Raw genomic sequence first — 12,647 nt, forward strand, 5'->3', positions numbered from 1 at the left:
TTGCCGCCTCCTAATGCGCCGTCTCGCGCGGTGTCATCCCGCTCCTCGTCTCCGCCAGCATGAACAGCGGCTCGCCCCGGCGCACCGTCGGCGTCCCCGCGATCATGACGAGCAGCCCTTCGCGGGACGCCCGGACCGTCTCGCGCACGTCCCCGTCGAGGCCGCAAATGTCGCCGATGGCGTCACCCGGCCGGACGATCGTCCCGAGCGCCGCCGACGGGAGGAAGAAGCCGTCGGCCCCCGCCGTCTCCGAGCCGTCGAAATTGCCGTCGCCGTATACGCGCAGCGGCGCGGCGGCCGGCGGCAGCCCGGCCTCCTTCCCGGCGTCGTCCGCCTCCAGCATGCCCAGATGCCGCATCAGCCGCAGTGCGCCGGCGTAGAACAGCTCCGCCTCGTCGCGGCGGACGCGCCGCCCGCCGTAAGCTTCCGTGTACAGCCACGGGACGCCGAGGGCGAGCGCCGACGAGACGGTGCGGCCCGGCGCGACGCTCTCGTGCGCCCATAGCAGCGGAGCGCCGAACGATTCCGCCGCGGCCCGGCTCCGGCGCCCGACGTCCGACCCGTCGTCGTGGTAATACCCGACGAGCGCCGATACGGCGTAATGCGTGCCGCCGCTATGCAGGTCGAGAAGGAAGTCCGACCGCGCGATAAAGCGATGGTGCAGCTCGTACGCGATCCGCTCCGTCGGCGTCCCCTCCGGATTGCCGGGAAACGTCCGCGCCATGTTCAACCCGTCCTCCGGCGTCACCCGCGCTCCGCCCCGGTACGCGAGCGGGTTCGCGGCCGGGACGAGCACGACCGTGCCCGCCAGCTTCTCCGGCGGCAAGTCCCGGAACAGCCGCAGCGCCGTCTCCACGCCCTCGTATTCGTCGCCGTGCACGGACGCGAGCACGAGCAGCGTGTTCCCGTCCCTCACGCCGTCCACCTGCAGGACCGGCATCGTCAACGGCTCGTCGAGCCCGACGTCCGCCAGCAGCTCGAAGCTGCGCTTCGTACCCGGCACGCGCGATTTCATGTCGTAGCGGTTTATTTCCATTCGAACGGCCATCCGTGCCGCACTCTCCTTTCTCTCGTTGCCGGCCGGCGGAGCTATCCGCCGTCCGCTCATACGATGCTGAGCGGCGGCAGGCTTTGCCGAAACCGCTCTCGCGCCGCCGCGATCGGCTCGCCGCCCCCCGTCGTCAGCGCCCGGCCGTGGCCGGGGAACAGCCGCCCGACGTCCAGCCGCGCCAAAGCCTCGATCGTCTCCCGGTAGTCGTCCATCGAGAAGTCCGGCGTGTCGATCACGGCGAGCCGCCCGCCTTCGAACACCGCATCGGCGGCGAACAGCGCCTTCAGCTCCGGACAATAGTAGCAGACCATGTCGGAGCTGTGGCCGGGTGCGCCGACGACGGCGAGCGTCAGGTCGCCCACGGCGATCGTCCCGCGGGGGCGGACGATCCGGTCGACCGGGCACGGCCGGAGCCGGTACCAGTCGGGATACGTCCCGGCCGCCCGCGCGGCGGCGAGCGACGTCGCCTCCTCGTCGGCGCTCTCCACCATGGCGGCGGTCGCGGCGGGAGCCGCGATCTCGAGCCGGCCGCCGCCGAGCCGCTCGCGGAGCGCCGCCGCCCCTCCGGCGTGATCGGCGTGGCCGTGCGTCAGCAGCAGCAGCGCGACCCTCTCCGGCGCGATGCCGTCCGCGGCCAGCTGCACAAGCAGCCGCTCCGGCTCGATGCCCGAGCCGGCGTCGATCAGCGCGAACGTTCCGCCGCCGTCGAGAACGTACACGTTGCAGTCGTACAAGCTGGTCAGCCCGTAGCCGAGCCCCCCGCCTCCGACGACGCCGACGCGGTCCGTCAGCCTCATCCGTTCCCCTCCTCCGGCGCAAGCCGGACCGGGCGCCCGCTTACGGCGGACTCCCGGACCGCCGACGCGACCCGGACCGCCTTCCAGGCGTCGACCAGGCGGAGAATGTCCGACGGACGGCCGGACCGCACGCAGTCGATGAAATGCTCCAGCTCCTGCGCGAGCGGCCCTCCGACTTTGCCGTGCGCCTCATAGCCGGACAGAAACGACGGCCATTCCGCCGCCGCGGCTCCCATCACCGTCATGCCGCCTTCGGGGTCGCGCAGCACGATCGAGCCGGCGTCCCCCGTGATTTCGGTCCGGACGTCCATGAACGAGGGGGCGGCGTCGGGCAGCAGCCAGTTGTTTTCCAAAATGCCGATACCGCCTCGGCGAAACTTCAGCATCGACCAGATCAAATCTTCCGTCTCGTGCCCGGACGACGAGCGGACGGCGGTCACTTCCTCCACGTCGTCGTCCATGAGCCAATGCATCATGTCGATATCGTGGATGCCGAGTATGAATACCGGAGAAATCCGGTTATAGATGGAGAAATATTTCTTCCCGTTGTTGCGCTTCGCGTAAATCGAACGGACCGTCCCCGTTTCGCCGCGGGCGATCCGCTCCTTGGCGGCCGCATACCGGACGTCGAACCGGAGCACGTGGCCCGTCATCAACATGCGCCCGCTCGCTTCGGCCGCCCGGACGAGCCGCTCCGCCTCCCGCGGCGTCGACGCGAGCGGCTTCTCGACGAAGACGTGGGCGCCGGCCCGCAGCGCGTACTCGACCGGCTCGACGTGCAGATGCTCCGGCGTCAGCACGTCGACCGCGTCCGGCGACTCGCGGTCGATCATGTCCCGCCAATCCGCGTAAGGTCGGGCGTCCGGGAATACCGCCCGGAACGATTCCAATGCCGCCGGGTTCGGGTCGCAAATCCCGACCACCTCGACGCCGCGCAGCTGCGGCCATATGCGGGCGTGCGCGGAGGCGAACCTCCCGAGCCCGATCATCGCCAATCGTACGGCCTTCATGGCCCTCTCCTCGCTTTCGTCCTGGTTTCGTCTCCGGCCCTTTCCGGTCAAATGCCCAGACGGTCCGCCGTAAGCAGCGGCACCGTCCTCTGCGCGACCATGTCGGCGAGCCGCTGGCCGTCCTTGAAGCCGACGCCGCTAATGACGCAGACGGCCCGTTCGGCGGGCAGCCCGCCCCGCTCCCGGCTTGCCCGTATGAGGCCGGCGACGGACGCCGCCGCCGCCGGCTCGCAGAAGAGGCCCTCCTCCTCGGCGAGCAGCCGCTGCGCCTCCCAGATGTCCTCGTCGGCGACCGCCGTCGCGGAGCCGCCGCCGCGCGCCATAATGTCGAGCGCCACGCCGCCGTCCGGCGGATTCGGCACCTGCAGGCCGGAGATGCGCGACGTCGACGCTCCCGGCGCCGGCGTCCGCAGCCCCGCCTCGTAGGCGCGCACGATATTCGCGCAGCCGGCGGACTGCACCGCCGTCATATGCGGCGTCGAGCCGATCTCGCCGATCCGGCGCAGCTCCTCGAAGCCTTTCCAGATGCCGACGTACAGCCCCGCTCCCCCCGCCGGCGCATAGACGCTCGTCGGCGCCCCGCGAAGCTGCTCCGCCAGCTCGAACGCGATCGTCTTGACGCCCTCCATCGCGTACGGATTGTACCGGAACGCGGTAATCGTCACTTCCCAATCGCGCTCCCGCGCCGCCTCGAACAACCGCGCGAACACCCGGTCGCCCACCTCCGGCGACGTCCCGAAGCCGCGCACCTTGCGGACCTGCGCATTGTAGGCGAGCACCTGGGCGAGCTTCGCCTCCGCCATATGCTCGAGCACGAACAGATGGTACGGCAGGCCGGCCACCGCCGCATAGGCCGCCACCGCCGCCCCGGCGTTGCCCGACGTCGTGCCGATGCACGCCCCGCGTCCCGCTGCGAGCGCCCGCGATACGCCGACGGCCGCGATCCGGTCTTTGTACGAGCCGGTCGGATTGCCGCCCTCCAGCTTGAACCATAGCTCGCCGACGTTCAGCCGCTTCGCCAGTCTCCGGCTCGGCACGAGCGGGGTGGCGCCTTCTCCCAAATAAAGCCGGTGCTCCTCGGGAACGTCCGGCAGCAGGCGCCGGTATTTCCACATGCCGCGCTGCGAGTCGTCCTTCCACTCGCCGGCGACGTCCCCGTAATCGAGCATCAGCGTGCCTCCGCAATCGGGGCACGCGTACGTCCGCGCATCGGGCGCCTCCCGGCCGCACGTCCAGCATAGAGCTTTCATCCCGCACTCCACCTTCGATTTATAGTATGGTTCGACCACGATGAACGAGAGAGAGTCCTCTCCACGACCGCTGCGCTTTCAGCCGCACGCGAATCGCGCCTGCCGGGCTCATCGACGAGCGCAGCCGCAATGGCGTACCGCCGCTCGCCGGCCCGACAATCGGCCGGCCGATCGGTCGGTCGGCCCGGCGCCTTCCGGCGACGATGCCGCCGGCCGTTTCCGCGCTAGTCGTGCAAAAACCGCTTCAACGGCTTCAAGTGCGTTTCCATCTCCCGCTTCGCGCCGTTCAAATCCTTCGCCTTGATGTACCGGATCAAATTGTCGTGCTCGACGAGCGACAGCTTCGTATCCTCGACGTTGCCGAAATGCCGCTTCCGGATATTCGTGAAAAAGTCGGTCAGCACCTCGCTCAGCTCGTAAAACGTCTCGTTGCCCGTCGCCCGGAACAAAGCGCGGTGGAAATGCAGATCCTGCTCGATCGGCAGCTCGCCCCTGTTGATGGCGTCCGCCATTTTCGCGTTCCAGCTCTCCATCTGTCCGATCGATTCGAGATCGTACCGCTCGATCGCCATCTCTACGGCGCCCAGCTCCAAAATGCGCCGCGTCGCCCACAGCTCCTTCATCCGCCGCTCGTCCTGCTTCCAGCGGAACGATACCTGATCGAGCACCGGCTTGAGCGACAGGCCGTCGACGTAGATGCCGTCTCCCGTCTTGATTTTGATGACGCCGACCGTCTCGAGCGACTTGAGCGCCTCGCGGACGACCGTCCGGCTGACGCCGAGCGTGTCGATCAGCTGCTTTTCCGAAGGGAGCTTGTCGCCCGCCTTCAGCTCGTTGTCGAGAATGTAGCCTTTGATCCGCTCGCTGACGATTTGCGACAAATTCACTTTTTCGGGTATTTCCATGCGTCACTCTCCTCCTCTCCCGGCCTTGTGCGACGTGCCCGCCGAGGGCGGCGATTACCCTTTCACGCTGCCGACCGTAATGCCTTTGACGAAATATTTTTGGAACGCGACGAACACGATGAAAATCGGGATAAACCCGAGCGTGGCCGCGGCCATCTGCGCCCCGTAATTCGCCACGAATTCGCTGATCAAGGTCGAAATGCCGACGTTGATCGTCATCTTCCTATTATCGTTCAGCATGACCAGCTGCCACAAGTAGTCGTTCCAGGCGAACGAGAAGACGAAGATCGCCAGCGCCCCGACGCCCGGCTTCACGACCGGCAGGAAAATGTTCGCGAACAGCCGGATTTCGCCGCACCCGTCGATTTTGCCCGCTTCGAGCAGCTCGCTCGGCACCGTCTGGCTGAACTGCTTCATCAGGAACACGCCGAACGGCAGCGCCAGTACCGGCAGGATGACGCTCGCCAGCGAATTGACGAGATGCAGCTGCTTCATGAGCGTAAACATCGGCACGAGGCCGAGCTGTCTCGGAATGAGCATCGTCACGATGACCGCTCCGAAAATGAGCAGCCTTCCGCGAAACTCCTTCTTCGTCAGCGCATACCCCGCCATCGTCGCGATCAGACAAGCGAAGGCGGTCGACACGCCCGCCACGAAGACGGTGTTGTACAGCCACCGGACGATATCGCTGTCCTGCATCAGCCTCGCGTAGTTGACCAGCGTCGGATTCGTCGGAATGAAGTCCGGCGGTATTTTGATCGTCGTCGATTGGTCCTTGAACGATCCCGTTATCATCCAATAGAGGGGGAACAGGAAAAAGGCGGCCAGCGCATACAGCGCGACGTCCGACATCCATTTTAACATTTTAGCGGCCATTTCGCTTCGCATCCTCCCTCTATCAATATTCGACGTCGGTTTTGAAAAATTTGAACTGCACGACGGAGAACGCCGAGATGATGACGGCCAGGATGACGCCCATCGCGCAGGCGAGCCCCAGCTTGCCGTACTTGAACGCCGTCTCGTACAGCATGTACATGACCGTCGTGGTCGCGTAGCTCGGCCCGCCGCCCGTCAGCAGCTGGACGACGACGAACGTCTGGAACGCCCCGATCGTACAGGTGACGATGACGTACAGCGTCGTCGGCTTGAGCAGCGGCAGCGTAATGCTCCAAAATTGCCGCCAGCCGGTCGCCCCGTCGATGGAGGCGGCTTCGTAGTAGGTCGACGGAATGTTGCCCAACGCGGCCAAGTACAGAATGATCGGCTGGCCGACGCACCACGTGATGACGACCGCGATCAGCGCGGGAAGCGCGAACCTCGAATCGGATAGCCACATGACCGGCTCCGCGCCGAACAGCGAAAGCGCGTAGTTGGCGATGCCGCTGACTGGATTGTAAATCCACAGCCACGTAATCGAGAGCAGCACCTGCGACGTGACGATGGGCAAGTAGAAGCTCGCCCGGAAAAAGGTGGCCGCCGCCGCCGACTTCTGAATGACGAGACTGGCTACGAAGATGGAGAAGACGACCGACAGCGGCACGACGCCCACGACGAACAGAAACGTGTTGAGCAGCGCGCGCAGAAACACGTCGTCCGCGAACAAATTCGCATAATTGCCCAGACCGATAAAGCGCTTCGTGCCGATTCCGTAATCGAACAAGCTCAAGTACAGCGCGTCGACAAACGGGTACACTTCGAACAGCAGGAAGACGAGCAGGAACGGGGCGACGAAGAAGTATCCCCAAAACTGCTTGAGCGCGCTCGCAGACATCCGCATCCCCCGTTTCACGATGAAGTCGGAGGGGAGGCTCCGGCTTGCCGAAGTCTCCCTGCTCCGCGGTTATTTCTTATTTCGAGGCGTTCGCGATAATGTCGTTCGCCTTTTTCGTCCAGTCGTCGAGCGCCTGCTTCGCCGTTTTCTTCTTCGTCATGACGGCTTGCAACTCGGGGAAAAACGCGTTCCGCGTCTCGGTGTAGCCGGGAATGGCGACCCCGATGTTGCCCGCATATTGGAACAGCTTGAACGTCTTGCCCTGGATCGAGCCGTCGTCGTAGTTTTTGGACAGCGACTTGCGGGTGGAGATGACGGAAGGGGCCTTCGCCATTTTCTCCATCCCTTCCTTCGTGTTGATATATTTGGCGAATTCCTTCGCCCATTTCATTTTCGCGTCGTTTTTCGTGTTCCATACCCACGTGCCATAGCCGAACAATACCGAGTTCGACGACTTGCCGTCCTTGGACGGGTACGGAACGAGATCGACCTCGAACGTTTTGGCGGAGCCGTCCTTGAACGCCTTCTCGAACGCCGAAATGTTGCCGATGCTGCCGAACGTCATGCCGATTTTGCCTTGCAGGAACATCTCGTTGATAACCGCCCCCGCCTTCAGACCGGCCGCGCCCGGAGGGACGACGCCTTCGTCGAGCAGCTTCACGTACGCTTCCAGCCCCGCCACGCCTTCGGCCGAATTGAGCACCGCCTTCGTGTTGTCGTCGGACCACGTCTTCGCGCCGAAGCCCCACAGGAACATGTGATGGCCTTGGTCGCCGCCCGTGTCGCCGGCGTACATGCCGAAGCCGTAAACTTGCTTCGCCGGATCGTTGACCGCCTTCGCCGCTTGGACGAATTGGTCGTACGACCAGGTGCCCATATTTTTCGGGAGCAGGCCGTCGGCGTTTTTCGCCTTGAACAGGTCGCGGTTGACGAGCAGGCCGGAGGCGGTCATGCTGTTCGGGTAAATGTACGATTTGCCGTCGACGGCGAGCGAGCCGAGCGTTTTCTCGTCGAAGTCGGCTTTCTCGATAATGTCGTCGAGCGGGACGAGCAGCCCTTTCTTCGCGTACGTGAGCGGCCAGAAAATGCCGCCCTGCTGCACGTCGGGCAGCTGGTTCGTGTTGACGGCGATGCTGATCCGTTCGTTGATTTTGTCGTCGGGCGTTTTGACCAGATTGATTTTGACGTTCGCGTTCGCCTTCTCGAAATCGGCTTTGTAGCCTTCGTAGATCGCCTGTACGTCGTCTCTCGCGTCCACCCACCAGGTGAGCTCGACTTTGTCTTTCGGCAGATCGCCGCCGGCGGCGTTGTTCGTGTTGGAGCCGGTACCGGACGAGGGCGTTCCGCCCTGCGATGAGGCGCCTCCGCCGCCGCATGCGGCCACCAGGCCGGCCAGCAGGACGAGCGACATGCCCGCCGCGATTCGTTTTTTCATAGTGCAGACCCTCCTTGATATAAGTTCGTGCGGTCTAGCGGCGCTTTACAGGCGGTCGGTTCGCGGTCTTCGGGCGGCTCGGCGCCGGGCCGATCCGGACGAGGCCGGACGGATCGGATGCGGCCGGTTGCCGCGTTCGGCGATCGGTCCGGTGGCGTTCCTCAAAGACGAATTCGACGTTTTTCGCGAAACCCCTGTAAGCCTTTTCAAATCCGAAAAAAACAAGCACCTCCTTGCCGTTGTCCAGCAGCCGCTCACGCCGATGTCTCGTGGCCGGATAGTCCGGTCGTCCGATCCGATGTTCGGGCTCTACGCCGATATCTCGATCCCTTGTAAACGGGTGCCGCATTACCGAGACATCGCGATACTTCGATACCTCTATACCTCGGTACCTTATATCCGGTACATCGATACCCCGGTCCTGAACCCCAACGTTCTCCTCTTCGATACCGGTTTCTGCGAATCCCGAGAACCGGTTGCGTCGGCATGCGCTGGACTCGTATGTAGATTATGGTTGGACCATAATACATCTAACTAATACTATAGAGTGTGCCGTTCGCGGTTGTCAATCGCTTTTTGCTCGTTTTGTCAGAGTCGGGCTTTTTGGTTTTTGATATTGACACCGCTTTCAACTCTGCATTAGACTGGGGACGAGCACTAGGGTCCGACCATAGTATTGATCATCCCGGATCAACTGCCGATTCCGATTGGGACTCGCGCATTCCCGGCGCACGGGCGGAACCGCGTACGTTCGTACACTGTTTCGCCGAGGGGACATCACATTCGCGCTTGGCGCGGGAACATAAGGTGATTCGCACCTTATTCCCTCACTTTCCCAGGCTTTCGGCCGGATAACGTACGCTCGTACACGATTTCGTCGCGACGGCATTCCGTATAACCCGTTTCTTCGCCACCCTGACGCTCTACGCCGTTGCCGGGCAATCGCAGCTCCCCGTTCCCGCATCAAGCCTCCAGCACCGCATAAACTTGTCCGATCCTGCAACAACGTCAATGCTGCCGACGTCTCCTTCCAAGCTTTCAACGCAATATGGTCATACCATATTATCGATAATTCAACACTTCACATCCAACCGCTCGAACATTCCCGAAAGGAGGTGATCGCCGGCCGACATGCGACACGGCGCCATGCGAACGGGACATGCCGTACACGTCCGTACGCCGCACGGCCCCACAGCCTGCGAGCTCCCGCATACCACCGCACCGCCGCCGCGGCCCGCGCGCCCAACCGCCCATCGCCGCACACCCTCCCGGCCCGGCCAGCCCGCTAAGAAGCTCTTATCATTCAAGAAAGATGAGGTGTTCGATTCATGAGAAAACTCGCCCTCCTGCTTATCGCCGCCATCCTCGGCGCGCTCTTCTCCGCCATGCCGGGCGGCCCGGTCGCCCATGCGGCGAAATGGACCGGCACGGTCGGTTACTTGAACAACGACGGCTCGCCCGCGACCGGCGCGCTCGGCAGCTTCGGCGCGACGGGGCCGGCCGCGCTCGACTATTTCAACCGCAGCGTCGGCATCGACCTCGGAGCTCCGCGCGGCTTCGACGAAATTCGGCTGCTCGACGCCGACACGACGAACCGGATCAACGACGCCACCGATTTGTCGGTATACGTCAGCAACGACAACGTCTCCTACACGCAGGCGACGGGCTGGAGCTTCTCCAAGGCGGGCCATACGATCACGCTCGGCGGCTTGTCGGCGACCGCGCGCTACGTGAAGGTGCGCTCCAACTTCGCCGACGCGGGCGCCGCCGACGTCTGGCTGAGTATGCCGAGCTTGCAGCAGCTGATCGAGGTGCACCAGACGCCCGCCGTCGCCGCACTCCCGGGTTCGGTCGGCTACGCCGACAACGACCGGAATCCCGCCGCATCGCCGCTCGGCAATTGGGGTGTCACGCTCGGCATCGCGCTCGACTACGCGTACCGCAGCGTCGGCGTCGATCTCGGGTCGGTCCGGCCGTTCAACACGGTCGAGCTGATCGAGAGCCAGGCGCCGTCCCGGCTGCAAAAGCCGGACCTTTCGCTATATGTCAGCAACGACAATGCAACGTACACGAAGGTCGCCGACTGGGATTTCCTCAAGCTCGGCCGGACGATCGTGCTGTACAACTTCAATGCGACGGCCCGCTACGTCAAAATCCATAACCATATCGACGATACCTCCTACACGTTCTCCAACACGAACCAGCAGCGGTTCGTCCGCGTCCTCGACCGCCCCGCCGGGCAATGGACCGCCTCCGGAGGCGGCGCCTGGGCTTACCGCAAGCCCGTCCAAGTGACGAACGGCGGTGCCTCCGTTCTGTACGACCGGAGCGTCTACGTCGCAAAGTCGGCGCTCGGCACGGCCGCCCTCGTCTCCGCCGGCAAGCTGCAGCCCGACTTCCGCGACATCCGGTTCGCCGACGCCTCCGGGAAGGAGCTGCCCTTTTACATGGACAAGGACGGCTTCTACGTCAACATCCGCGAGCTTGCGACCGGCGGCTCCACCATTTACGCCTATTACGGCAATCCGTCGGCCGCGTTCGTCGGGGCCGGCCAAGAGGCGCTGCAGGTGGAATACGGCAACAAGACGCTGACCGATCATACGAGCGGCTCGTTCCGCCACAACTTGAAGCCGGTCAAGCTGGCCGACGGAACATTGATGATGGTTGCCAATTACGGCGCCTCGAGCGGCATTCTCGCCACCTATTCGAGCGACGGCGGGCGCACGTGGACGGCTCCGACGGTCGTCGTCAACCTGAACGACGCCGGCCGTGACGAGCCCGGGAGCCTGTTCGTCGACCCGGCGAACGGCGACGTTTTCCTGTTTTTCTACTCGTATTACGGCTATACGACGAGCAACTGCCTGACCGCAGGAAACGCCTGCCGCAACGATCTGTATTATGCCAAGTCGACGGACAACGGCGTCACGTTCGGCACGCCGGTCCGGATCGACACCGGCACGCTCGTCTACAACGGCACGACGTACCCGATCAACTACAACATTACGTACTCGAACCCGATCCAATTGGCGAACGGCGATTGGGTGCTGCCCTTCCATTACGTCTGCAAGCCGGACGGCGCTTTCGCCGAAAGCGTGCTGTATTCGACGGACCGCGGGGCGACATGGACGAAAAGCGCGAGCCAGATCACGGTCCAGTCGAGCGGCGGCGAAGCCGGACTGACCGAGGCTTCGATCGTCCAGCTGACGAACGGCACGCTGAAAATGTATATGCGCCAGCAGCTGGCCACCAGCTACCGGCTCGCCGAAAGCGTCTCGACCGACAACGGCCGGACGTGGTCGGCTCCCGTCGACTCGCCGCTGTTCGCGCCGAACACGATGTCGGCGATGACGCGGCATACGAACGGCGACATCCTGCTGCTGTGGCCGGGCAACAACGCGTTCGGCGGCACAAGCTACTTGCGCAACCCGCTGTCGCTCGCCTACAGCAAAGACGAGTCCGCCACCTGGAGCGGCATGCGCGACCTGCTCGGCCGCACCCGGCTGTCCGAGCCGATGGTCAATCCCGTGAAGCGCGTCGCGACGCAGCCGGATCTCGTCCGGGTGGACGCCGACACCTACTTGTTCGGCTGGTGGGGGCAGTCGCTCACGACTGCGGAGACGCTGCTCGTCGAGGATTTCAACCGGTACCTGTACCGGTCGCACGGCGTGGCCGACGATTTCGAATATGCGGAGCTGAAAAACGACTACTGGTGGCAGGTCGGCGCGACGGTGGAGACAAGCACCGTCCGTTCCAAGAGCGGAACGGCTTCGTTGCGGCTGCTGGACGACAATACGACGAGCTTGACCGCGGGAAGCCGGCTGTTCCCCTCGATGAAAAAAGGCACCGTCTCCTTCAGCCTGTATGCGGCCAGCTTGAGCAACCGGTTCAGCTTCTCTCTGCGCGAGCCGTTTTCGCTCGTGCATAGCGCGCCGGGGACCGCGTTCCAATTCATGCTCGAACCCGACGGCTCGCTGAAAGCGTACAATTCGTCCGGCAGCCTGATCGAGCTGCCGGTTCCGACCGACCTGACGACGGGCGCTTGGCACGACATCGAGGTCCGCTTCGATACGGACGCGAAGCAGGCGACCGTGTTCGTGAACGGGGCGAACAAAGGGACGGTCGGCCATTACTTGGATGCGAACGTCGTAGCGCATTTCCATATCGCCTCGGCCAGCACGACCGGCACCGGAACCGACGTCTACATCGACAACTTGATCATCCGGGATACGGGCTCCGGGCTGCCGACGGCCGGTACGGTCGGGGCCGAGCAGCCGGTCTGACCCGGATTGAAAATCCGGTCAAGCTCGAATCCGCTCCGCCGTAAACGTCGTCTCTCTCTCGAAGGTCCGGATAACGGTCGGCCGGTTCCCCCGCCGATCGGTCCGGGCCTCTTTCCGATCCGGATGGGAACCGAACGCGTTCCGCCCC

At 64.0% G+C, this 12,647-nt stretch carries 9 protein-coding genes; 1 reads left to right on the forward strand and 8 read right to left on the reverse strand.

Features of this window, described 5'->3' with window-relative positions:
- Positions 1 to 10: 10 nt before the first annotated feature.
- The 8 genes from DLM86_RS15505 to DLM86_RS15540 all read right to left on the reverse strand — a co-directional run bounded on the left by DLM86_RS15505 (position 11) and on the right by DLM86_RS15540 (position 8,219).
- Complete coding sequence (locus tag DLM86_RS15505) at positions 11 to 1,048, reverse strand: succinylglutamate desuccinylase/aspartoacylase family protein (RefSeq protein WP_158289487.1); 1,038 nt, start codon at positions 1,046 to 1,048, stop codon at positions 11 to 13.
- Between the two features lie 56 nt (positions 1,049 to 1,104).
- Positions 1,105 to 1,848, reverse strand: coding sequence for an MBL fold metallo-hydrolase (locus tag DLM86_RS15510; RefSeq protein ID WP_110840941.1), 744 nt, complete (start codon positions 1,846 to 1,848; stop codon positions 1,105 to 1,107).
- Entirely contained in the window at positions 1,845 to 2,858 is a 1,014-nt protein-coding gene (locus DLM86_RS15515) for a Gfo/Idh/MocA family protein (protein WP_110840942.1), read from the reverse strand. The genes DLM86_RS15510 and DLM86_RS15515 overlap by 4 nt, the downstream gene beginning before the upstream one ends.
- A 47-nt stretch (positions 2,859 to 2,905) precedes the next feature.
- Positions 2,906 to 4,108 (reverse strand): threonine synthase, encoded by a 1,203-nt coding sequence (locus DLM86_RS15520; protein WP_110840943.1) that lies wholly within the window; start codon positions 4,106 to 4,108, stop codon positions 2,906 to 2,908.
- Between the two features lie 224 nt (positions 4,109 to 4,332).
- Positions 4,333 to 5,013, reverse strand: coding sequence for a FadR/GntR family transcriptional regulator (locus DLM86_RS15525; RefSeq protein WP_110840944.1), 681 nt, complete (start codon positions 5,011 to 5,013; stop codon positions 4,333 to 4,335).
- Positions 5,014 to 5,067: 54 nt separating this feature from the next.
- Positions 5,068 to 5,889, reverse strand: a complete 822-nt coding sequence (locus tag DLM86_RS15530) for a carbohydrate ABC transporter permease (protein WP_110840945.1) — start codon at positions 5,887 to 5,889, stop codon at positions 5,068 to 5,070.
- A 22-nt stretch (positions 5,890 to 5,911) separates the two neighbouring features.
- The gene (locus DLM86_RS15535; RefSeq protein ID WP_245954607.1) at positions 5,912 to 6,784 is read right to left on the reverse strand and encodes a carbohydrate ABC transporter permease; all 873 of its coding nucleotides are present in this window, start codon (positions 6,782 to 6,784) and stop codon (positions 5,912 to 5,914) included.
- Positions 6,785 to 6,860: 76 nt separating this feature from the next.
- Positions 6,861 to 8,219 carry an ABC transporter substrate-binding protein gene (locus DLM86_RS15540; protein WP_110840947.1) on the reverse strand — a complete coding sequence of 453 codons (1,359 nt, stop codon included), beginning with the start codon at positions 8,217 to 8,219 and terminating at the stop codon, positions 6,861 to 6,863.
- Between the two features lie 1,328 nt (positions 8,220 to 9,547).
- On the opposite strand from DLM86_RS15540, the gene DLM86_RS15550 reads away from it, so the two are divergent.
- A complete protein-coding gene (locus tag DLM86_RS15550; protein ID WP_110840949.1) occupies positions 9,548 to 12,499 on the forward strand; it encodes a DUF2341 domain-containing protein in 2,952 nt (983 codons plus the stop codon).
- Positions 12,500 to 12,647 lie beyond the last annotated feature (148 nt).

Origin of the sequence: Paenibacillus flagellatus (assembly GCF_003217775.1) — a bacterium.
Classification (GTDB): Bacteria; Bacillota; Bacilli; order Paenibacillales; family NBRC-103111; genus Paenibacillus_AB; species Paenibacillus_AB flagellatus.

What these genes read in the sequence shown, in the direction of transcription:
- DLM86_RS15505 (WP_158289487.1), bottom strand. Translation starts at nt 1,048, where the DNA reads ATGGCCGTTCGAATGGAAATAAACCGCTACGACATGAAATCGCGCGTG.
- DLM86_RS15510 (WP_110840941.1), bottom strand. Translation starts at nt 1,848, where the DNA reads ATGAGGCTGACGGACCGCGTCGGCGTCGTCGGAGGCGGGGGGCTCGGC.
- DLM86_RS15515 (WP_110840942.1), bottom strand. Translation starts at nt 2,858, where the DNA reads ATGAAGGCCGTACGATTGGCGATGATCGGGCTCGGGAGGTTCGCCTCC.
- DLM86_RS15520 (WP_110840943.1), bottom strand. Translation starts at nt 4,108, where the DNA reads ATGAAAGCTCTATGCTGGACGTGCGGCCGGGAGGCGCCCGATGCGCGG.
- DLM86_RS15525 (WP_110840944.1), bottom strand. Translation starts at nt 5,013, where the DNA reads ATGGAAATACCCGAAAAAGTGAATTTGTCGCAAATCGTCAGCGAGCGG.
- DLM86_RS15530 (WP_110840945.1), bottom strand. Translation starts at nt 5,889, where the DNA reads ATGGCCGCTAAAATGTTAAAATGGATGTCGGACGTCGCGCTGTATGCG.
- DLM86_RS15535 (WP_245954607.1), bottom strand. Translation starts at nt 6,784, where the DNA reads ATGTCTGCGAGCGCGCTCAAGCAGTTTTGGGGATACTTCTTCGTCGCC.
- DLM86_RS15540 (WP_110840947.1), bottom strand. Translation starts at nt 8,219, where the DNA reads ATGAAAAAACGAATCGCGGCGGGCATGTCGCTCGTCCTGCTGGCCGGC.
- DLM86_RS15550 (WP_110840949.1), top strand. Translation starts at nt 9,548, where the DNA reads ATGAGAAAACTCGCCCTCCTGCTTATCGCCGCCATCCTCGGCGCGCTC.